Source organism: Brevibacterium iodinum ATCC 49514 (assembly GCF_900169265.1).
Lineage (GTDB): Bacteria > Actinomycetota > Actinomycetes > Actinomycetales > Brevibacteriaceae > Brevibacterium > Brevibacterium iodinum.
Genome location: NZ_FXYX01000007.1, coordinates 22500 through 44229, shown reverse-complemented (window position 1 = coordinate 44229; position 21730 = coordinate 22500). Strand labels below are relative to the sequence as shown.

Genomic DNA, 21730 nt, shown 5'->3' with positions numbered 1-21730 from the left:
CGCACTGACGAAACTGTGCGCCGGATCAGAACATTCTGCGGTGACAACATATCGCCCTCGTTCCAATCGTCGCAGACAGCATCGTTCGGCGGCTCTGATCCGATGACAGTCCCACCCGGCCGCGAGCAGTGCGGCAGTCGACAGACATCCATACATGCCTTCAAGCATGCGTGACGAGACGCGGGAGAACCAGGATGAGAAGTCGGGCTGTGGACAACCCTCGACTCCTCCACACAGACCGCATCCTCATGAGGATCGGCCGATATGCTGGTCCGCGGAAACACCGCGCAGGCCCTCGAACGGCGTTCGGTCACAGTCGCCGTTCAAGGCGAAGCGCGAGTTCCGCGCCGTCTACCTATCGACAGACGAGGGTGGCTTTGAACGAGAGTAGGAACCTCGGATAGACGAAGGTGGCCTTGAACGAGAGAGCGGACCTCGGACAGACGGGGGCCGGCTTGAACGAGCGCAATGGCTACCGATTTAACGAGCGCGATGTCGACCGAGAACCGAGGGCCGACTTGTACGAACCAGGCAACTCCTGACAGCCGGAGTCCGCGAAGTTCGTCGAGAGAGATCTAGTCGAAGCTGAGGACGTCGCGCTTCTCGACGCGTTCGATGTCGATACCGAGGGCGCGAAGGTTGTCGACGAAGTTCTCGTAGCCGCGTTCGATGTGATCGATTCCCGATACCTCGGTGACTCCCCCGGCCCGGAGGGCGGCCATGACCAAGCCCGCTCCCGCGCGGATGTCGGAGGCTTCGACCTCAGCACCGGAAAGACTCTCGCTGCCGGTGACGAGTGCATGGTTACCGTCGATGCGGACCTTCGCACCGAGGCGGGCGATCTCCTGCACGAAGCGCCAGCGCGCTTCGAACAGATTCTCAGACAGCAGACCGATACCGTCGGACACCGAGTTCAATGCGATGACGAACGGCTGCAGATCCGTCGGGAAGCCCGGGAACGGCATGGTGGCCACCCGGATGGCATGAGGACGCGGCGCGCCGATGACGCGGAATCCCTTGCCCTGCGTTCCGTCACCGAGGATGATCTCACCAAGATCTTCCACCGTGGCGCCCGAATCCCGAAGCTTCATTCCGATATTGGGCATGATGTCGAGTCCGACTCCGCGTATGGTCACATCGCCCGCGCTCAGCGCGGCACCGAAGGCGAAGGTTCCGGCGACGATGCGGTCGCCGACGGTGCGGTGGGTGACCGGCTGCAGCGACTCGACGCCCGTGATGGTGAGGTCGGAGGTGCCGATACCCTCGATCTGCGCACCCATCTCGACGAGCATCGTGCAGATGTCGACGATTTCCGGTTCACGCGCGGCGTTGGCGATGGTGGTGGTGCCATGGGCGAGGGTGGCCGCCATGACGAGGTTCTCGGTGGCACCCACGGATGGGAACTCGAGGACGATCTCGGTGCCGCGAAGTCCGTTCGGGGCCTCTGCGACGAAGTAGCCGTGGTCGAGATGCACGACGGCGCCCAGCGCTTCGAGCCCGGCCTGGTGCATATCGAGCCCGCGGGAGCCGATGGCGTCTCCACCGGGGAGAGCCACATGTGCAGATCGCATCCGTGCGGTCAGGGGCCCGAGGACGGAGATCGATGCCCGCATGGCGCGGACCAGTTCGTAATCGGCTTGGATGCCGACCTCGGCGGGGACGTCGATGCTCACGATGCCGTCGGCGGCATCGTAGTCGACCTCGCATCCGAGCCGGACGAGGAGTGCGACCATGATCCGCACGTCGAGGATGGCCGGCACATTGGTGATGGTGCTACGCCCCACGGCCAGCAGACTTGCGGCCATGAGTTTGAGGACGCTGTTCTTGGCGCCTCTGACATCGATGGTTCCCGCCAACTGTGAGGGGCCGGTCAAGCGGAAGACATCCATTAAGTGAAACGTCCCATCGACGGGTTGAAGCCAGGGGGTGATGATTCGAGCCACGAAGCCATCGTGGACAAGGATTCGGTGTCCATTGCCAGGGACACGGAACGCGGACGACCGTCCGCCTTGCCATAGGAGCAGTCGACGACGACTGCTTCGGGCAGTACCGAATACTGCTCTCCGGATGTGGGCTTGCGCCGGACGAGGATGTCCAGATCCGCACGCGGCAATCGGAACGCCGCACGCCGTGTCAGCGCGAAGACCGGATACCAGTCCAGGGAAGTGACCGAGAACACGGCCACGCCCAAACGCCAACGTGGGCGAGAAGAATACTCCTCGCCCACGTTGATGGAACAGTCAAAGGCACCCGAGAGCTTCGAGATCGACCTGCGTCGGATCGTGACGACCACGATCAGAGCAAGCGCAAGTCCTACCAACGAGAGCAGAACGATCAGCAGGACAGAAGGGTTCACGGTTGCCAGTGTAACCTGCGGATCAGAGAAGTTCGGCCTGATCAGCGGCAATGATCACACGGTTGTTCTCCACCGAGAGGAATCCGCCATCGGCTTTGACCCTGATGGTGTCCTCTCCAGGGGTGAGAATCCGTGCTTCGCCGTCGGCGACGACACCCAGCACGGGCTCGTGGCCCGGCAGGATGCCGATCTCGCCGTCGAGGGTACGGGCGATGACGCGCTTGGCCTCACCGACCCATACCTCGCGATCGGCAGCCACGACATTCACTTCGAGTGTCGCCATGGCTTACTTCTGCATCTCTTCGTAGTTGCGCATGACATCGTCAAGACCGCCGACGTTGAAGAACGCCTGTTCCGGAATGTGATCGACCTCACCGGAGCAGATCTTCGAGAAGCCTTCGATCGTGTCGGCCAGCGGCACGGTCGAACCGGGAACCTGAGTGAACTTCTCAGCGGTGTAGGTGTTCTGCGAGAGGAACTGCTCGATGCGGCGAGCACGGTGAACGACGAGCTTGTCCTCTTCACCGAGTTCGTCGACGCCGAGGATCGCGATGATGTCCTGCAGCTCCTTGTTCTTCTGCAGAATCGCCTTGACCTCGTTGGCGACGCGGTAGTGCTCGTCACCGACGATCAGCGGATCGAGGATGCGCGAGGACGAGGCCAGCGGGTCGATAGCCGGGTAGAGACCGCGCGAGGCGATGTCGCGGCTGAGCTCGGTGGTCGCGTCGAGGTGGGCGAAGGTCGTCGCCGGAGCCGGGTCGGTGTAGTCATCGGCCGGAACGTAGATCGCCTGCATCGACGTGATCGAGTGACCACGAGTCGAGGTGATGCGTTCCTGCAGCAGACCCATCTCGTCAGCCAGGTTGGGCTGGTAGCCCACGGCCGAGGGCATGCGACCCAACAGGGTCGAGACCTCGGAACCCGCCTGGGTGAAGCGGAAGATGTTGTCGATGAACAGCAGCACGTCCTGGTTCTGCACATCGCGGAAGTACTCCGCCATGGTCAGCGCCGACAGCGCCACGCGCAGACGGGTGCCTGGCGGCTCATCCATCTGACCGAACACGAGCGCGGTGTCCTTGAAGACGCCGGCCTCGTCCATCTCCATGATGAGGTCGTTGCCCTCACGGGTCCGCTCGCCCACACCGGCGAACACCGAGGTTCCCGAGTGGTTGTGCGCGATACGGAAGATCATCTCCTGGATGAGGACGGTCTTACCGACACCGGCGCCACCGAACAGACCGATCTTTCCACCCTGAACATAGGGGGTCAAGAGGTCGATGCTCTTGATGCCGACTTCGAGGATCTCGGTCTTGGACTCGAGTTCGTCGAAGGCCGGAGCCTGACGGTGGATGGGCCACCGCTCGGAGATCTCCAGCTCCTCGCCGTCGGCGAGGTTGAGGCAGTCACCGGTGGTGTTCCACACGTGGTGCTTGGTCACGTCTCCGACGGGAACGGAGATCGGTGCGCCGGTGTCGACGACTTCCTGGCCGCGGACGAGTCCGTCGGTGGGCTGCAGCGACACGGCGCGGACGAGTCCGTTGCCCAGGTGCAGTCCGACCTCGAAGGTCAGCTTCCTGGTTCCCTCGGACAGGTCCACTGACGTGGTCAGTGCGTTGTAGATCTGGGGCACGGAGTCGAGCGGGAACTCGATGTCGACAACCGGGCCGATGACTCGGGAAATCCGGCCGAGGGCAGTGCCCTGTGCCGGAGAGGTTTCCGTTGCTGTGGCAGTCATGGTCTCTTTCTCTCTGCTCTCGCCGGTCAGTCGCCGGCTGCCGATGCCGCGAGGGCATCCGCCCCACCGACGATCTCGGTGAGTTCCTGGGTGATTTCCGCCTGGCGAGCCGTGTTGGCCAACCGGGTGTAGGTCTTGATGAGATCATCCGCGTTGTCCGTGGCCGTCTTCATCGCTGCCTGACGTGATGCCTGCTCCGAGGCCGAAGCGCTCAGCAGGGCCGACAGGATGCGCGAATCGATGTACCGCGGCAGCAGTGCGTCGAGGACAGCCTCTGCACTCGGTTCGAACTCATAGAGAGGGAACGCGGACGCATCGGTCGAGCCTGCGGACTGTCCGCCTGTCGTCGCCTCATCGGCGTCGACGACCTCCAGCGGCAGCAGTCTCCGGTATTCCGGATCGTGTGTGACGCTGGAGACGAACTTCGTGAACACGATGTAGATCTCATCGACACCCGAGTCCTCGGACTCCGGATCGAAGTTCTCCAACAGAGCTTCGCCGATCTCGCGGGCGACCTCAGCCGTCGGATTCTCGGAGATTCCTGTCCAAGACTTCTCGATCTTGCGATCGCGGAAGGTGTAGTAGTTCTTGGCCTTGCCTCCGACCGTAAAGAGCTCCACCTGCTTGCCTTCGCCCTTCAGGAGCCGAACGAGCTCCTCGGCCTCACGCAGCAGGTTCGCCGAGTAGGCACCGGCGAAGCCGCGGTCCGGACCGATCACGAGCACTGCGGCTCGCTTGACGTTGTCCGACTCGGTGGTGAGCACGTGGTCGACGTTCGACTCGCTGGCCACCGCCGACACGGCCCGGGTGAGGGCGTTCGCGTACGGGCTGGCGGCCTGCGAGCGGGCAATGGCCTTCTGAATCCGCGAAGCAGCGATGAGTTCCATCGCCTTGAAGATCTTCCTCAAGGACTGAGTCGAGCGGATCTTCTGTTTGAAGACCCTCTGCTGGGCTCCCATCAGTTCTTCCTTTCGCCGTTACGGAACAGGTTCAACGCTTCTGCCGAACGATCTGCTCCTGCTCGACCTCGTCAGAGGAGGCGGTGGCTGTGTCTTCGCTGCCGGCCTTCGATCCGCCGTGGTCAGAGCTGGCGAAGTTGCGCGAGAACTCGTCGAGCACGTTCTTCAGCTCTGCACTGGTGTCGTCGTCGAGCTTGAGCGTCTCACGGATGGTTGTGAAGATGCCCGTCTTGCGTTCGATGTGGTCATGCAGCTCGGACTCGAAGCGCAGCACGTCCTCGACCGGGATCTCGTCGAGGTAGCCGTTGGTGCCGGCGAAGATCGAAACGGTCTGCTTCTCGAACGGCATCGGCGTGTACTGACCCTGCTTGAGCAGCTCGGTCAGGCGTGCGCCACGGGCCAGATCGCGCTTCGTCGCATCGTCGAGGTCGGAGGCGAACATCGCGAACGCCTCGAGTGAACGATACTGAGCCAGCGAGATCTTCAGCGTGCCCGAGACTCCCTTGAGAGCCTTCGTCTGAGCGGCACCACCGACTCGCGACACGGACACACCGACGTCGACAGCGGGGCGCTGACCGGCGTTGAAGAGATCCGACTGCAGGAAGATCTGACCGTCGGTGATCGAGATGACGTTGGTCGGAATGAAGGCACCGACGTCGTTCGCCTTGGTCTCAATGATGGGCAGACCGGTCATCGAACCGCCGCCGAGCTCATCGGAGAGCTTCGCACAGCGCTCGAGGAGACGCGAGTGGAGGTAGAAGACGTCACCCGGGTAGGCTTCACGGCCCGGCGGGCGACGCAGCAGCAGCGAAACCGCACGGTAGGCCTCGGCCTGCTTCGACAGATCGTCGAACACGATGAGGACGTGCTTGCCGTCGTACATCCAGTGCTGACCGATGGCGGAACCCGAGTAGGGGGCCAGGTACTTGTAGCCGGCGGGATCGGAAGCGGGTGAAGACACGATGGTCGTGTATTCGAGAGCACCGGCCTCTTCCAGCGAGCGGCGGACACCCGCGATGGTCGAGCCCTTCTGGCCGACGGCGACGTAGATGCAGCGGACCTGCTTCTTCGGGTCGCCGGTCTCCCAGTTGGCCTTCTGGTTGATGATCGTGTCGATCGCCAGAGCGGTCTTACCGGTCTTGCGGTCGCCGATGACCAGCTGACGCTGTCCACGGCCGACGGGGATCATCGCGTCGATGCTCTTGTAGCCGGTCTGAAGGGGCTCGCGCACCTCCTGGCGGTCCATCACACCTGCGGCCTGGAGCTCGAGCTCACGACGGCCGACGGTCTCGATGTCGCCGAGTCCGTCCACGGGACGACCCAGCGGATCGACGACGCGGCCGAGGTAGCCATCGCCGACGGGGATGGAGAGGACCTCACCGGTGCGGTAGACGTTCTGCTCCTCGGCGATTCCGGAGAACTCACCGAGGATGACGACGCCGATTTCGCGCTCGTCGAGGTTCTGTGCGAGGCCCAGGGTTCCGTCTTCGAACCGCAGGAGCTCATTGGCCATGGTGCCGGGCAGACCCGAGACGTGGGCAATTCCGTCACCAGCGGTGACGACCTTGCCGACCTCGGCCTTTTCCGAGCTCTCGGGGTTGTACGAGTCAACGAACTTCCCGAGAGCGTCCCGGATCTCTTCCGGGCGAATTGTCAGTTCCGCCATCTGGTTTCCCTGCTTCCTTTTCTCAAATCTTGCGTCCGACGACCGGTGGGCCGCCTATGCCGGAGAAGCCGGCCACTAGTGTCAACCTGCGAGCTTGCGCTGCACATCGGCCAGTCGATCGGCCACGGTCGAGTTCATCATCTCGTCGCCGACCTGCACCCGGACTCCCCCGATGACCTCGGGATCGACCTGGACATTGAGGACGAGTTCACGGCCGTAGCTGGCCGACAGTGCTGCCTGCAGCCGTTCGGTCTGGGACTCGCTCAGCGGCTTGGCCACGGTGACGTCTGCAACCGAGCGTTGCTGCCGGGCTGCGAGGATGTCGCTGTACTGGTCGAGAGCCTTCGCCACGCGGAGTCCGCGCGGGTGCAGTGCGGCCTGCTCGACCAGTCGGATGGTGTCAGGCTGAGCCTTGCCCGACAACAGGTCGGAGATGAGAGCGCGTTTGCTCTCGGCGTCAGCCTGAGAATCGAGTGCCCGGGACAGCTCGTGGTTGGATTCCAGCAGACGCGCGAAGCGGAAGATCTCCTCTTCGACCTGGCCGAGCTGGCCGCTGCTCTGAGCGGCCGCGGCGATCGCCGTGACTCCGGCGACCTCCAAGCTGGTGACCAGGTCCTGAGTCCGCGCCCAGCGTCGGCCGATGGCCTCGTCGCTGATCCGGAGGACCGCGTCCGTGATCCGAGTCGAGAACAGAGTCCGCAGCAGCTGCTGCTTCCTCTCGGCCGATTCGGACGAATCCGCCAGGGCCTTGCGCAGTGCGACGTTCTCAGCGAGAACTCCGACCACAGCCAGAGTGCCTTCGCCGATCTCTCGCGGGTCTCCCCCGGAGATCTCGGAGTTCGCGGTCTCCAGGACGGCCTGCAGGGACAATCTGCTCGACTGGAGCATCACGCCCCCTTGACCGGCTGGCCGGACGATTCGGACTCGAGATCGGAGATGAAGCGATCGACCACATTGGCCGAACGCTGATCATCGGTGAGGGACTCGCCGACGATGCGCGAAGCCAGATCCGTGGCCAGCGAACCGACCTCCGAACGCAGCTGCACCATGGCGGCCTGGCGTTCGGCGTCGATCTGGTTCTGAGCCGATGCGATAATGCGGTCAGCCTCGGAGTGAGCCTGCGCCTTCATATCGGCGATGATCTGAGCGCCTTCTTCCTGAGCCTCGGCGCGCAGTCGTGCAGCCTCTGCACGACCGTCGGCGAGCTGCTTCTGATATTCGGCCAGAGCCTGATCGGCTTCGGCTTGCACCTTCTCGGCCTTCTCGATGCCACCCTGGATGCGCTCGGCGCGCTCGTCCAGAGTCTTATTGAAAGCCGGGAGGACGTACTTCCAGACGACCAGGAAGACGATCAGCAGGCAGACGGCACTCCAGACGATGTCGTACAGCGCCGGGAGAAGCGGGTTCTCCGCGGAGGCGACGATGTTTACCGGAGTCATCTTTCAGTCCTCTTCGAGATCAGGGCAGGAAGAACGGGGTGGCGATACCGATGAGGGCCAGGGCCTCGATCAGAGCGATACCGAGGAACATGTTTCCGCGCAGGGCGCCGGCCATTTCGGGCTGACGAGCGGTTCCTTCGATGGTCTTGCCGATGACGATGCCGACACCGACACCGGGGCCGATTGCGGCGAGGCCGTAACCGATCGTCGAAACGCTACCTGAGACTTCGGCGAGCATATCCATAGGATGCTTTTCCTTTCATAATGAAGTCGGGTGGTTGGCCCGACCGTGCAACTCGTGAGTTACGGATCTAGGGGTGCGATCTCAGTGTTCGTCCGAGATCGCGGCATTGATGTACACACAGGACAGAAGAGCGAAGATGTAGGCCTGCAGCACGACGATGAGCATCTCCAGGATGAAGACGAACATGCCGCCGGCGAAGGTGACGATGCCGAAGAACTGGAATCCGTTCGCAGCGTCGAAGAGGAAGAAGCTCGTAGCGGAGAAGCAGAGGACGAGCAGGAGGTGGCCGACCATCATGTTCGCGAAGAGTCGGATCGCCAGAGTGAACGGCTGGGTGACGAACTTCGTGATGAACTCGATCGGGATGAGCAGGATGTGCATCGCCGGCGGGACGCCGGGCAGGATGAGCGAATCCTTGAGGTAGCGGCCGAGGCCCTTCTCTGCGATGCCGGCCCAGTGGTAGGTCACATAGACAACGAGCGTCAGCACGATCGGCATGCCGATGACACCGGTGCCCGGCATGTTGAGGAACGGGATGAGCTTCGTGACGTTCCAGAAGAGGATGCCGAAGAAGATCGCCACAATGAGCGGCATGAACTTCTTGGCCTTCTCCTTGCCCATCGTGTCCTCGGCGATGCCGACGGTCACGAATTCCATGGCGAGCTCCATGCTCGACTGGAAGCGGGACGGAATGAGCTTCATGCGCTTGGCCCAGACAGCCAGCAGCACAACGACGGCGACGGTGGCAATGATGCGGATGAGCATCACGCGGTTCATTTCGAACGGTGTGCCCTCAAACAGGAACGAGGCTGGAAAGAATTCAGCCATCGACGGTGCGTGGAAGCCGCCTTCTGCAGCACTGACTGTTGTGTTCGCGGCGTTGAGTGTTCCCACGTTTTTACTACTCTCCCATGGTCAAGGGCCCTGATGGCCTGGCCTTGGCCCCGCGCTGATGGCGAGGCTTGAGGTTCAGGAGCGACAAAGGGCGAAGATCCGCCCAAGCACCGCGTCTACTCTACCAACTGTAGAGAGCGACCGACAAATTCATCAGGCTTCTCTGTGCAATTTCTGTCAACGATTTTATACGACACGTCATTCCCCTGGTGCGACGCCCCATGACGTGTCTCGGATGGGTGCGCAAAAGAACTTCTGCTCGTCTATCGCGCTTCCGGATCGACGTAGGGCACGCGCCCTTTGACCACGGTGATCGCTTCGACGAGAGACGAGCCGATCACGGCGACGACGATCGTGAAGAATGCGACCGTTCCGTCGAGCCAGGTTGCGTCTTTGATGCGCCAGATGACGATCATGAAGATGAAGGCCTTGAACAGGAAACCGATGCCGAGGAACCCGGCGATCGCGGTCAGCCCCATGTTCCGTCCGACGTACATGACGACTAGGGTGATGATGATGAAGACCGCGGCCAGTCCTCCGCCGACGGCCCCACCGACGAGTCCAGTCATCCCCGAGACCAGACAGCCGATGCCCATGCCGAGGACCGCGACGACGAGGACGAGGATGATGCCCCGGATGAGCAGCGTCCTCCAGACGCGGGCCCAGGCTGCTTCGACTTCGGTCTCTCGGCGCGGTGTCGGGTCGGTCACGAGATTTCCTCTCTGGCTTTCTGACGCATGCGAAGGGGATAGAAGGTGAAGATCAGTGTGATGGCAGCGAGGCCGCCGATGACGCAGGCCGAGAACAGCCAGCCCTTGAACAGGAGCAGCACCGATCCGAATGCGATGAGCGCTGTCCAGGTATAGAGGATGAGCACCGCACGCGCATGGGAATGTCCCAGACGCAGCATCCGGTGGTGGAGGTGTTTGGCATCGGCGGAGAACGGAGACTGTCCGGCACGCAGCCTGCGCACCACGGCCAGTCCGAGGTCGAGCAGCGGCAGGAACATCACGGCCACCGGCAGGATGATTGGCATGAATGTGGCGAACGCTCGCTCCTGGCCGATCAGCGCCGGGTCAACCTGGCCGGTGACCCTGATCGTCGAGGCGGCGAGCAGCAGGCCGATGAGCATCGACCCGGAGTCGCCCATGAAGATCCTCGCCGGATTGAAATTGTGCGGGAGGAAACCGAGGCAGGCGCCGACGAGGATCGCGATGATGAGCGAGGCGAGGTTCGCATACGACTCCGGTGAAGCGTCACGAGCGAGCCAGTAGGAGTAGATGAAGAAGGCGCTCCCGCCGATGGCGACGACGCCCGCGGCGAGACCGTCGAGTCCGTCGACGAAGTTCACCGCGTTGATGGTCACGAGCACGACGAGGACCGTGACGATGATCGACATCCGCGGGGAGCCGATGATGACTCCGCCGAAGGGAATCGACAGCAGCGCCACTCCCTTGATCGCCATGAACCCCGCGGCGAGAGCCTGACCGGCGAGCTTCGCCATCCAATGCAGGTCCCAGATGTCGTCGATGACTCCGAGCAGACACAGCAGGCCGGCGGCTCCGGCGATTCCGATGATCGGGCCCAATTCGACGAAGATCCGATTGAGGAAGGGCATCTGGGAGGCGAAGATGAGGCCGGACAGAAGCCCGCCGAACATCGCGACTCCGCCCAGCCTCGGCGTCGGAACAGAATGGACGTCGCGGTCACGCAGCGGTGAGAAGATCTTTCCTCGTTCGGCCACCCGCTTGACCATGGGGGTCAGCAGGTACGCCACGAGGGCGGAGACGACGAGGATGAAGAGGTAGGCGCGCACTCAGCCGTCCAGGTCGATGAGTTCGGGGACGATTTCGCGCAGGTCCTCGGCGGTGATCGGCCCGCGGCGCAGGATGCGGGGCACGTCGCCGCTGAGGTCGATGATCGTCGAGGACATCCCCGACTCCCGCACCCCCCCATCGACGTAGATGTCGACATCGTCGCCGAGCATCTCCTGCGCCTCGTCCGCGGTCCGGGCGGCGGGCTGTCCGGAGATGTTCGCACTCGACACGGCCAGCGGCCCGGTGCGGCCGAGCAGGGCCAGCGCCGATTCGTCGTCGGGCATGCGCACGGCCACGGTTCCGTGGGTGTCGCCGAGGTCCCAATCGAGGGAGGGCTGAGCGTTCGCGATGATCGTCAGCGGTCCGGGCCAGAATTTCGCGGTCAATGCCAGCACGGTCTCATCGACCCCGTCGACGAGGCCGAAGATGGTCTCCGCGCGTGGGACGAGAACCGGAGGCGGCATGTCCCGACCCCGGCCTTTGGCCGCGAGCAGAGTCGCAACGGCCGAGGCACTGAAGGCATCGGCGGCGATCCCATAGACCGTATCGGTGGGGATGACGAGCAGGTTGCCTGTGTCGACGACTCGCGCGCACTCGTCGAAGACGAGTTCACGGATCTCTTCTTGGCTGACGTCGAATCGTCTCGACACGAGTTCTCCGTTTCGAATGTTCGGTGTGGTCTCGGTACTGGGCCGTACACGGCGGGAATTCGTCTCCGAGATCCCCTACGCCTCACGGCGTGCCGCCGTATAGCGGTCGCGTCCAGTGTAGTCCTGGAATGTGGCGGCGTGTCTCAGACTGGCCGTGGCCGCCAGCAGTTCCCGTGCCCCTTCGCCCTGTTCCTCACTGTGTTCCATGAGGAAAAGTCCGCCTGGCCGCAGCAGCCGCTCGGCTTGACTGATGATGAGCCCCGGAATCTCCAAGCCTGAGTCCCCGCCGTAGAGCGCGGCCGCGGGATCGTGTTCGGCGACCTCCGGGTCCCGCGGCACGGCGGAATCGGGAACATAGGGCGGGTTCGTCACCACGATGTCGGCAAGCCCGCACAGATCGGGCCGAGCCTTCGCGATCGTCGTCGCATCCCCGGAGATGAACTCGACCGTCGACTCGCCGAGGCGGCACTGCTCGAGGTTCTTCAGCGACCATTGCAGGGCCGCGGATTCGCGTTCGACGCCGAGGACGTCGACGCGATCGAATTCGGTGGCAACGGAGAGGGAGATCGCTCCCGAACCGGAACACAGGTCGATGACGAAGGGACGCCGAGCCTTGTCGTTCTTCGTCGTCGAGTCAGTGTCGGCGAGTTCGGACAGTTCGGTCAGAACGGCTCCGGCAAGCAGCTCCGTCTCCGGACGGGGCACGAAGACTCCGCGGCCCACCTGCAGCTGCAGATGCCGGAAGTGGGCGATGCCGGTGAGATGCTGCAGCGGTGTCCGCCGCCGCCGCTGGTCACAGAGTTCGGCGAATCGAGTGCTCACCGACTCCGGCACGGGTTCGTCGAAGAGACGGCGGCGGCTCAGAGCTGCGCTGTCGATCGACCATGCGTGGGCGAGCAGTTCGAGCGCATCGGCTTCGGGACTCGCTATGCCTGCTTCTGTGAAGAGGGTGGTCGCCCCGCGAAGGAGGTCGGAGACGAGAGTCGGCCGGACGGTGTCCAGGTCAGTCCCCCAGTGCGTCGAGGCGTGCGGCCTTGTCGGCGTCCCGGCAGGACCCGATGACCGGATCGAGGTCTCCAGCGAGCACCTGATCGAGATTGTAGGCCTTGTATCCGGTGCGGTGATCGGTGATCCGGTTCTCCGGAAAATTGTAGGTGCGGATGCGTTCCGAGCGATCGACAGTGCGCACCTGCGAACGACGGATGTCGGCGGCTTCCGCTGCGGCCTCTTCGGCCTGCTTGGCCAAGATCCGAGCACGGAGCATGCGCATCGCTGCGTCTTTGTTCTGCAGCTGGGACTTCTCGTTCTGGCAGCTCGCTGTGATTCCGGTCGGCAGGTGCGTGATGCGCACAGCCGAGTCCGTGGTGTTCACTGACTGGCCGCCGGGTCCGGACGAGCGGTAGACGTCGATGCGCAGATCGTGTTCGTCCAGCTGGATCTCTTCGGGTTCATCGACCTCGGGGAAGACGAGCACACCGGCCGCGGAGGTGTGAATGCGTCCCTGCGATTCGGTGACCGGCACCCTTTGGACACGGTGCACTCCACCTTCGAACTTCACCCAGCCGTAGGCACCGTCGTTCTTCGCCTTGACGGCCATGGTGACGTCCTTGTATCCGCCGAGATCCGAATGCGTGGCGTCGAGGATCTGGCTCGACCAGCCGCGCGAGTCGATCCATCGCTGGTACATCCGCAGCAGGTCCCCGGCGAACAGCGCGGATTCGTCTCCGCCTTCGCCGGCTTTGATCTCGATGATGGCGTCTCGGGAGTCATCCGGGTCGCCGGGTACCAGGAGATCCTTGAGCTCACCCTCGGCCGTGTCCATCTCTGCGGACAGACGCTTGGCCTCGGCGGCGAAATCGGCGTCGTCCTCGGCCAGTTCCACGGCGGCTGCGTGGTCGGCTTCGAGTTGGGCGAAGTGACGGGCGGCCGCGGCGACCTTGTCGAGTTCCGCGTACCGCCGGGTCAGCTTCTTGGCCCGGCCGGCGTCAGCGTGGACCGCGGGATCGGAGAGTTCCTCCTGCACCCGGGCGTGCTCATCGAGCAGTGCGCTGACGCTGGCCGTGAGGGTGTCGTCGACCATCTCAGCTGTTGTCGGTCGACGACTTCGGCAGCGGGGTCGTCTTCTGCACCTGCATGAGGAACTCGACGTTCGAGCCGGTCTCCTTGAGCTTCGACATGAGCAGTTCGACTGCCTGCTGCTGCTCGAGTCCCGAGAGCAGTCTGCGCAGCTGCCACATGACCTTCGTCTCTTCCTGGGTCATGAGCATCTCTTCGCGGCGGGTGCTCGAGGAGTTGACGTCGATGGCCGGGAAGATGCGCTTGTCGGCAAGCTGACGGCTCAGACGCAGCTCCATGTTGCCAGTGCCCTTGAACTCTTCGAAGATGACTTCGTCCATCTTGGAGCCGGTCTCGACGAGAGCGGTGGCGATGATGGTCAGCGAGCCGCCGCCTTCGATGTTGCGTGCAGCACCGAAGAACTTCTTCGGCGGGTAGAGCGCATTGGCGTCGACACCGCCGGAGAGGATACGTCCGGATGCCGGCTGGGCTATGTTGTAGGCACGTCCCAGGCGGGTGATGTTGTCAAGCAGCACGACGACATCGGAACCCATCTCGACGAGACGCTTGGCGCGTTCGATGGCGAGTTCGGCGATTGTGGTGTGGTCGTCGGCCGGACGGTCGAAGGTCGAGGCGATGACTTCGCCCTTGACCGCACGCTGCATGTCCGTGACTTCCTCGGGACGTTCGTCGACGAGGACGACCATGAGGTGCGCTTCGGGGTTGTTCTCGGTGATCGCGTTGGCGATCTGCTGCATGATCGTCGTCTTGCCGGCCTTCGGAGGCGCGACGATGAGTCCGCGCTGGCCCTTGCCGATGGGGGTGATGAGATCGATGAGACGGGTCGAGTGCAGCTTCGAGGTGGTCTCGAGGCGCAGACGATCCTGAGGGTAGAGCGGAGTCAGCTTGGAGAACTCGACACGGCTGCGGGCATCGTCGACGGTGAGTCCGTTGACGGAATCGAGGCGGACGAGGGCATCGAACTTCTCGCGCTTGTTGTTCCGCTGTTCGTTCTCACGCGGCTGACGGATCGCGCCGGCGACGGCGTCGCCCTTGCGCAGATCGTTCTTGCGCACCATGGATGCCGAAAGGTAGACGTCGTTCGGCCCTGGCAGGTAGCCGGAGGTGCGGAGGAAGGCGTAGTTGTCGTGGACGTCGAGGATGCCGCCGACTGGGATGAGCACATCGTCGTTGCGGATGTCCGGCTCGTCGTTGCCGCGGCCGCGGCGCTTCCGGTCACGACCCCGTCCGCGGCGGCTGTTGCCGCGATCGTCATCGTCGTTGCTGCGGTTGCGACGATCGTTGCGGTCGTTGTTGCTGCCCCTGTCGTTCCGGTGGCCGCGATCGTTGCCGCCGTCCCGGTCGTTGTTGCCCCGGCCGTTGCCGCCGACCCGGTCATTGCCGCCTCGGTTGTCGCCGGAGCGGTCGTTGTTCCGGCTGCGACGGTCGTTGTCGCGCCCTCCGCGGTGGTCTCGGTCTGAGCGGTCCTGGTCGCCGGAGCTCTCCTGGTCGCCGTGGTCGGCCGATTCCTCACCGCTGCTGTCGCGGCCCTCAGTCTGGGGCTCAGAGCCCCGGGAGCGAGAACGGCTGCGGCGAGAGCGCTGACGATCCTGGTCGCCGCTGTTCTCCTCGGAGGGTGCTCCTCCCGATTGATCCGCACCGGACTCGTTCGCCGTCGAAGACGACGAGGCCTCGGAGTTCGGTTCGATGATGAGCGCCGGAGCGTCCTCGGATGCGGAAGCGGAAGCGGCGGAGCGACGCGAGGAGCGACGGTTCGCCGACTCCTGCTTCTTCTCGTCCTGCTTCTCGGCCTTGGCGGCCGGTTCTGCCGCGGGCTTCTTCTCGGTGGGGGCGGACTTCTGTTCAGCGGATCCGCCCGAGTGGCTGTTGATGGCGTCGATCAGTTCGCTCTTGCGAAGGCGACGGTAACCCTTGATTCCCAGCCCGGCAGCCATTTCCTGGAGCTGAGGCAGCCGCAGCGCTGTGAGGCTGCCAGTGCGCGGGGTGGAATCCTGAGTGGTGGTTTCAGACACGAAGGTCTTTCTCCCTCTTTCGGCCGTGCGGCATGTGCCGTTTGCTCACGGCGACGGAAACACCATTGACGGTGCGTTGTGAAAGAAAACCTGCTAAAGAATGAGCAGGAGATGTTCCAGAATCTATGACATCGGCGACGGATCTGTGAAGAACAGCGGGAAGCCGTGCCCTGTCGGAACACCCACAGTCTACTTGTTCGGAGTCGATCTGGCGAATCGTTTCCTCAATTTTCTCGGCTCACCCGATAACCGCCGAGGTCAATCGCGGTGCGCCGAGCGACGATGCCTGCCGGCACGAGGGTGTCGGGCACCGCCTCGGCGAGAACGAGCACCGTCGGCCCGGCTCCGGAGATGACGGCCGGGAATCCCCCGGCACGCAGGGAGTCGACAAGCGCCATCGACTCCGGATAGGCGCTGCGGCGAAATTCCTGATGGAGCTGGTCACGAGTGGCGTCGAAGAGCACCTGCGCGTCGTTGCTCAGTCCGTGGACGAGCAGTCCGGCCCGAGCCGAGTTGTCCGCCGCGATCGCGTGATCGATGCCTGCGGGAATGAGTCCACGGGCGACCTCGGTGTCGAGGCGGGCGGAGGGAACGAGCACGGTGACGTACTCGAGCGTGCGCACGGGCACCTGCCACGACTTGACCGGCGCAGACAGGGAGACGGTGAGACCGCCGAAGATCGCGGGGGCGGCATTGTCCGGATGGCCTTCGATTGCGGTGGCGATCTCGAGGATCCGGTCGCGACTCATCTCCGCTCCGGTCGACCAGGCTCCGAGTTCCGCCGCGAGGCCGATCCCTGCCACGACTGCGGCCGCCGAGGAGCCCATGCCGCGGGAATGAGGGATCCGGTTGACGCACTCGAGCGACAGCCGCGGACACAGATCGGCCGCGACGTCGGGGAATTCCGCCTCGAGCACCTCACCGATGATCCGCATGATCAGGTGCGAACGGTCCCGCGGCAGCACCTCTGCGCCCTCCCCCGTCACCTCGACGCAGCGGTGAGGGTCGACCGCTGCGGCTTCGACGGTGAGGCTGAGGGTGTCGACGATGTCGAGCGCCAGCCCGTACGAGTCGTAGCCGGGCCCCAGATTCGCCGAGGTGGCCGGGACCTCGAGTCTCACGCGCACGCTCAGCTGTCCTCGAGTCCCAGCGCGCGTGCGGCGCTGACGGCGTCGACGGAGACCCGCTGGGTCTCGATATCGGATCCGTCTGCGGTGTGCAGGGCCCAGCTGGGGTCCTTGAGACCGTGACCGGTCACGGTCACCGCGATCGTCGCATCAGCAGGGACACGACCGGCGTCGGCCATCTTCAGCAGACCCGCCACCGAGGCGGCCGAACCGGGCTCGACGAAGATGCCCTCTTCGCTGGACAGGATCTTGTGGGCGGCGAGGATCTCGTCGTCGGTGACCGAATCGATGAGACCGCCCGAGTCGTCACGCGCCGCTTCGGCCTGCGTCCAGCTGGCGGGGTTGCCGATGCGGATGGCGGTCGCCACCGTGTCAGGTTCGTCGACGGGGTGGCCGAGTACCAGCGGTGCGGCACCGGCTGCTTGGAAGCCCCACATCTGCGGCAGCTGCTTGGAGATCCCGTGTTCGCGGTATTCGTTGTAGCCCTTCCAGTACGCCGTGATGTTGCCGGCGTTGCCGACGGGCAGAACATGGATGTCGGGGGCGTCGCCGAGGACGTCGACGATTTCGAAGGCCGCGGTCTTCTGACCTTCGATGCGATCGGGATTGACCGAGTTGACGAGGTGGACCGGGTAGGACTCCGAGAGCTTGCGGCACAGCGTCAGGCAGTCGTCGAAGTTTCCGTCGACTTCGAGCAGGGTCGCTCCGTGGGCGATGGCCTGGCTCATCTTCCCCGGCGCGATCTTGCCGGTGGGCACGAGCACAGCGCAGGTCAGTCCGGCCTTCGTGGCATAGGCGGCGGCAGAGGCCGAGGTGTTGCCCGTCGAGGCGCAGATGACGGCTTTGGCACCATGGGCCACAGCCTTGGTGATCGCCATCGTCATACCGCGGTCTTTGAACGACGCAGTCGGATTGAGGCCCTCGTACTTCACCCACACCTGGGCACCGGTGCGTGCGCTGAGCTTCTCCGCCCTGATCAGAGGGGTCCCGCCCTCACCGAGTGTGACGGCAGGAGTGTCAGCGGAGATGTCGAGCAGGCTGCGGTATTCCTCGACGACGCCCTGCCACTGGTGTCTGGGGTAGTTCATAGTCACTGTCCTTCTACGCGGATCACGGATTTGACGGTGTGGACGACAGACAGATCGACGAGTCGATCGACCGTCTTCTGCAGAGTCGAGTCGGTGTTCGAGTGGGTGGCCAGCACGAGCTTCGCGTGCTGGACGCCGTTGTCGTCGATGTCCCCGATCGTCTGTCGCATCAGTTCGATGGATGCCCCTTCATCGGCGAAGACCTCGGAGACCGCGGCGAGCACACCGGGACGGTCGACCACGTCGAGGGTGATGTGGTACCTGGTCGTGATCGCCGAGATCGGCAGGATCGGGTAGTCCTCGTGGAAGGGGCGTTCGTACTGTCCGCGTCCGCCGAGCACCTTGCGCCTGGCCACGGACACGAGGTCGCCGAGCACCGCGGATGCGGTCGGTGCTCCCCCGGCTCCCTGTCCGTAGAACATCAGCTCGCCGGCGGCTTCGGCCTCGATGAACACGGCGTTGAAGGCACCGCGCACGGATGCCAGTGCGTGTCCTCGGTCGAGAAGCGCCGGATAGACTCGCGCCGAGAGTCCGGCGCCTGCCGGTGATGAGGCCACACGTTCGCACACGGCGAGGAGTTTGATGACGAAGCCCTGGTCCCGGGCGGTCTCGACCATCTCGGCGGTGACGCCTTCGATGCCTTCGACGTGGACGTCGGCGATCGACACGGGTGCGTGGAATGCCAGAGAGGACAGGATCGCAGCCTTCGCCGCCGCATCATGTCCGCCGATGTCGGCGGTCGGATCGGCCTCTGCGTATCCGAGCTCTTGGGCGGCGGTGAGCGCTTGGCCGAAATCCCAGCCCTCGGAGTCCATCTGGTCGAGGATGTAGTTCGTCGTGCCGTTGACGATGCCCATGATGCGTTCGATCCGGTCGCCGGCCAGCGAATCGCCGACGGGTCGGATGATCGGGATGGCCCCTGCCACCGCCGCTTCGTGCTCGAGACGTACACCAGCGGCGTCGGCAGCGGACATGAGCTCGCCGTAGCTGGCGGCCAGCAGAGCCTTGTTCGCGGTCACGACCGATGAACCCTGGCGCAGCGCTGCGGTGATGAGCGAGCGGGCGGGTTCGATGCCGCCCATCAGCTCGACGACGATATCGGCTCCGGCGATGGCCGCCTCGGCGTCGGTCGTCAACAGCTTCTCGTCGATTCCCGGACGAACCTTCGAGGCATCGCGGACGACGATGGCGCTCAGCTCCAGCGGAGCGCCGATGCGCTCGGCCAGGCCCTCCGCGCGATCCTGGATTCGGGCGGCGACCTCCGTGCCGACGACTCCGCATCCGAGCATGGCAACCTTCAGTGCCTGCATTTCCTCACCTTTTCCGCTCTTGTCTCTCACACTCATCAGTTCGACGTCTCTCCCCCGGCCATTCCCGGGTCCGTGGCGAACATCTGCGTGTGGTCTTCGGGGGTCACGATCCACTCAACTCTATCGGCCTCGACGGCCAGCACGCCCGGCCGGGGCAGATGGTTGTAGTTGTTGGCCAGCGAGCGGCAGTACGCCCCGGTGGTGGGGACCGCGACGAGATCGCCTGCGGTGACGTCTGCACCCATGTATTCGTCGCGGACGATGATGTCACCGGATTCGCAGTGCTTGCCGACGACCCGCACGATCGCAGGCTCGGCGTTCGAGTTCCGGTTGGCCAGGGTGCACGAATAGTCCGCGTCGTAGAGTGCCGTGCGGATGTTGTCGCTCATTCCCCCGTTGACAGCGACATATGTGCGAGTGCCGCTGTCCGTGCTCACCTGTTTGACGGTGCCGACCTCATAGAGAGTGAACACCGCCGGGGAGACGATGGCGCGACCGGGTTCGATGGAGATCCTGGGGACGCTCGTGCCCAGGCCCCGGCATTCCTTGGCCACGACGGCAGCGAGCTCTGCGGCCATCTCCGCGACCGGGATCGGGGTGTCCTGGGAGGTGTAGCGGATGCCGAAGCCGCCGCCGAGGTCGACATCAGGCAGGTCGATGCCGTGTTCGCCCATGATCTCGGCTCGGAAGGCGAGTACGCGGGCGGCGGCGACCTGGAATCCGGAGATGTCGAAGATCTGCGAACCGATGTGGGAGTGGAGACCGTCGAGACGCAGATGTTCGGATTCGGCGACCAGACGAGCGGCCCGGGCGGCGGTGCCGTCGGCGAGAGAGAGCCCGAACTTCTGGTCTTCGTGAGCCGTGGCGATGAAGTCGTGGGTGTGCGCTTCGACGCCGACCGTGACTCGCAGCATGACCGGGGCGACCGTTCCTCTGGCCGCAGCGATGGATTCCAGACGTGCGACCTCATCGAGACTGTCGACGAAGATCCTGGCCACCCCGTAGTCGAGGGCGTATTCGAGCTCCGCCGTCGATTTGCTGTTTCCGTGCAGCCCGACGCGGTCGCCGGGGACACCGGCGGCGCGGGCGATCATCATCTCGCCCAGGGAGCAGGTGTCGAGGCCGAGCCCCGCCTCGTGCACCCAGCGGGCCACAGCTGTGCACAGGAAGGCCTTCCCGGCGTAGAACACATCAGCTCCGGCCAGTCCTTTCTCTACTGAGAAGGCGTTGGAGAACGTGCTCAGGTAGGCTTCGGCACGGCTGCGGAAGTCAGCGACGTCCATGACGAGAGTGGGGGTTCCGTAGCGTTCGGCCAGGTCCGTCACGGAATGACCGGCGATCGTGAGCACACCGTCGTCGGTCTTCGTGACGTTGTCCGACCACAGACTCGGCAGCAGCGCATTGACGTCATCGGGATAGGGCAGCCACACCGGGGCCGGTGTCGCGTGCAGGGTCCCTGCGATATGTGCGGGCATCAGATCCTCTCCGGGGCCGAAGCGCCCAATTGTCGTAGTCCTGCGGCGAGGACGATGATGACGGCTCTCAGAGCGAAGAGCCGGGAGGCATGGGTGACGGTGATGTCCTCATCGACCGTCGGAGTGACCGGACAGCGGCGGATCCAGTCCTCGACGGCATCGCCGAGGTCGATAAGAGCGTTGACGAACAGATCGTTCTCGCCGCGGCGGCGCGAGCGTTCCAGCGCTGACGGCAGTCCCGCCACGGCATTGAGCATTCGCGTCTCGCTCGGATCCTCGAGTCTCGCCGCGTCGACGGCCTCGGACGGGATTCCCGCCCGGTGCGCCCGCCGCTGCTCCCGGCAGGCGGCGGCATGGCCGCGTTGCAGGCTGTTCACCGCGACCGGGTCGACGTCACGGTCGTGGTCGCCGACGACAGGCGCCTGTGCCGATTCCCGGTCCGCAGCGGCGAGCAGCGTGCGCAGCGGCGACCCGTCCTGTTCCACTCTCTTGATCGAATCGGTCTCCCCCGCTGCGGTGATGATCTCGCTGAGCACATGTGCTCTGCCGGCGGGAGTGAGGGTCACGTTGACGAAGCCGGGCCCGGCGACGACGGCATCCGCCACCCCGGTCAGGGCGCGCAGTTCGGTGCACAGATGTGCGGCGAGCTCGGTCCGCTGCTCGGGTGCAGCGGCGGCGCGCAGGGCCACGGGCGTCGTCCAGTCACCGAGCTCGGAACGGTTCGGAGCCAGGACGTCGATCTGCATGGCGAACCCCGGTTCGACGAGGCCTGCCTCGGCCGTCGCCAAGGCGCGCACGAGTGCAGTCTGCAAGTCTTCCGGGGTCACTCGAACAGAGTACTCGGGCCCGGACGGCGAGGACGAATCCGATGTCATCTTCGCT

At 64.3% G+C, this 21730-nt stretch carries 21 protein-coding genes; all 21 read right to left on the bottom strand.

The features are described 5' to 3' along the window. Positions 1–575 precede the first annotated feature (575 nt). Positions 576–1889 (bottom strand): UDP-N-acetylglucosamine 1-carboxyvinyltransferase, encoded by a 1314-nt coding sequence (gene murA, locus BI49514_RS07120; RefSeq protein WP_101545519.1) that lies wholly within the window; start codon positions 1887–1889, stop codon positions 576–578. After that, on the bottom strand, positions 1889–2407 hold the full coding sequence (locus tag BI49514_RS07115; RefSeq protein ID WP_244195080.1) for a DUF2550 domain-containing protein: 519 nt from the start codon (positions 2405–2407) through the stop codon (positions 1889–1891). The genes murA and BI49514_RS07115 overlap by 1 nt, the downstream gene beginning before the upstream one ends. Continuing rightward, complete coding sequence (locus BI49514_RS07110) at positions 2379–2639, bottom strand: F0F1 ATP synthase subunit epsilon (protein WP_101545515.1); 261 nt, start codon at positions 2637–2639, stop codon at positions 2379–2381. The genes BI49514_RS07115 and BI49514_RS07110 overlap by 29 nt, the downstream gene beginning before the upstream one ends. A gap of 3 nt (positions 2640–2642) precedes the next feature. Beyond that, positions 2643–4091, bottom strand: coding sequence for a F0F1 ATP synthase subunit beta (gene atpD / locus BI49514_RS07105; RefSeq protein WP_101545512.1), 1449 nt, complete (start codon positions 4089–4091; stop codon positions 2643–2645). Positions 4092–4117: 26 nt separating this feature from the next. After that, positions 4118–5050: a F0F1 ATP synthase subunit gamma gene (locus tag BI49514_RS07100; RefSeq protein ID WP_101545510.1), complete on the bottom strand. Its 933-nt coding sequence runs from the start codon at positions 5048–5050 to the stop codon at positions 4118–4120. Between the two features lie 31 nt (positions 5051–5081). Further along, on the bottom strand, positions 5082–6716 hold the full coding sequence (atpA, locus tag BI49514_RS07095) for a F0F1 ATP synthase subunit alpha (protein WP_101545508.1): 1635 nt from the start codon (positions 6714–6716) through the stop codon (positions 5082–5084). Positions 6717–6797: 81 nt separating this feature from the next. Beyond that, positions 6798–7604 carry a F0F1 ATP synthase subunit delta gene (locus BI49514_RS07090; RefSeq protein ID WP_101545670.1) on the bottom strand — a complete coding sequence of 269 codons (807 nt, stop codon included), beginning with the start codon at positions 7602–7604 and terminating at the stop codon, positions 6798–6800. Beyond that, a complete protein-coding gene (locus BI49514_RS07085; RefSeq protein ID WP_101545507.1) occupies positions 7604–8155 on the bottom strand; it encodes a F0F1 ATP synthase subunit B in 552 nt (183 codons plus the stop codon). Before BI49514_RS07085 ends, BI49514_RS07090 begins: the two co-directional genes overlap by 1 nt. Before the next feature lie 19 nt (positions 8156–8174). Further along, on the bottom strand, positions 8175–8399 hold the full coding sequence (gene atpE / locus BI49514_RS07080) for a F0F1 ATP synthase subunit C (RefSeq protein ID WP_025776917.1): 225 nt from the start codon (positions 8397–8399) through the stop codon (positions 8175–8177). Positions 8400–8480: 81 nt separating this feature from the next. Beyond that, positions 8481–9227 carry a F0F1 ATP synthase subunit A gene (gene atpB, locus BI49514_RS07075; protein ID WP_039211199.1) on the bottom strand — a complete coding sequence of 249 codons (747 nt, stop codon included), beginning with the start codon at positions 9225–9227 and terminating at the stop codon, positions 8481–8483. 329 nt (positions 9228–9556) lie between these two features. Then, the gene (locus BI49514_RS07070; protein ID WP_101545505.1) at positions 9557–10003 is read right to left on the bottom strand and encodes a Cg1360 family ATP-synthase-associated protein; all 447 of its coding nucleotides are present in this window, start codon (positions 10001–10003) and stop codon (positions 9557–9559) included. Continuing rightward, complete coding sequence (locus tag BI49514_RS07065; protein ID WP_101545504.1) at positions 10000–11109, bottom strand: MraY family glycosyltransferase; 1110 nt, start codon at positions 11107–11109, stop codon at positions 10000–10002. Before BI49514_RS07065 ends, BI49514_RS07070 begins: the two co-directional genes overlap by 4 nt. Then, positions 11110–11760 (bottom strand): L-threonylcarbamoyladenylate synthase, encoded by a 651-nt coding sequence (locus tag BI49514_RS07060; protein ID WP_101545502.1) that lies wholly within the window; start codon positions 11758–11760, stop codon positions 11110–11112. Positions 11761–11835: 75 nt separating this feature from the next. Next, positions 11836–12762 (bottom strand): peptide chain release factor N(5)-glutamine methyltransferase, encoded by a 927-nt coding sequence (gene prmC, locus BI49514_RS07055; protein ID WP_101545667.1) that lies wholly within the window; start codon positions 12760–12762, stop codon positions 11836–11838. A gap of 1 nt (position 12763) precedes the next feature. After that, positions 12764–13840, bottom strand: coding sequence for a peptide chain release factor 1 (gene prfA / locus BI49514_RS07050; protein ID WP_101545501.1), 1077 nt, complete (start codon positions 13838–13840; stop codon positions 12764–12766). 1 nt (position 13841) lies between these two features. Next, positions 13842–15848, bottom strand: coding sequence for a transcription termination factor Rho (gene rho / locus BI49514_RS07045; RefSeq protein WP_101545499.1), 2007 nt, complete (start codon positions 15846–15848; stop codon positions 13842–13844). 224 nt (positions 15849–16072) lie between these two features. Beyond that, the gene (gene thrB, locus BI49514_RS07040; protein WP_244195079.1) at positions 16073–16975 is read right to left on the bottom strand and encodes a homoserine kinase; all 903 of its coding nucleotides are present in this window, start codon (positions 16973–16975) and stop codon (positions 16073–16075) included. 2 nt (positions 16976–16977) lie between these two features. Next, a complete protein-coding gene (gene thrC, locus BI49514_RS07035; RefSeq protein WP_101545496.1) occupies positions 16978–18063 on the bottom strand; it encodes a threonine synthase in 1086 nt (361 codons plus the stop codon). A 2-nt stretch (positions 18064–18065) separates the two neighbouring features. Next, positions 18066–19373, bottom strand: a complete 1308-nt coding sequence (locus tag BI49514_RS07030; protein ID WP_101545494.1) for a homoserine dehydrogenase — start codon at positions 19371–19373, stop codon at positions 18066–18068. Positions 19374–19408: 35 nt separating this feature from the next. Next, entirely contained in the window at positions 19409–20848 is a 1440-nt protein-coding gene (gene lysA, locus BI49514_RS07025; protein WP_101545492.1) for a diaminopimelate decarboxylase, read from the bottom strand. Then, the gene (locus BI49514_RS07020; protein WP_167443940.1) at positions 20848–21675 is read right to left on the bottom strand and encodes a DALR anticodon-binding domain-containing protein; all 828 of its coding nucleotides are present in this window, start codon (positions 21673–21675) and stop codon (positions 20848–20850) included. Before BI49514_RS07020 ends, lysA begins: the two co-directional genes overlap by 1 nt. Positions 21676–21730 lie beyond the last annotated feature (55 nt).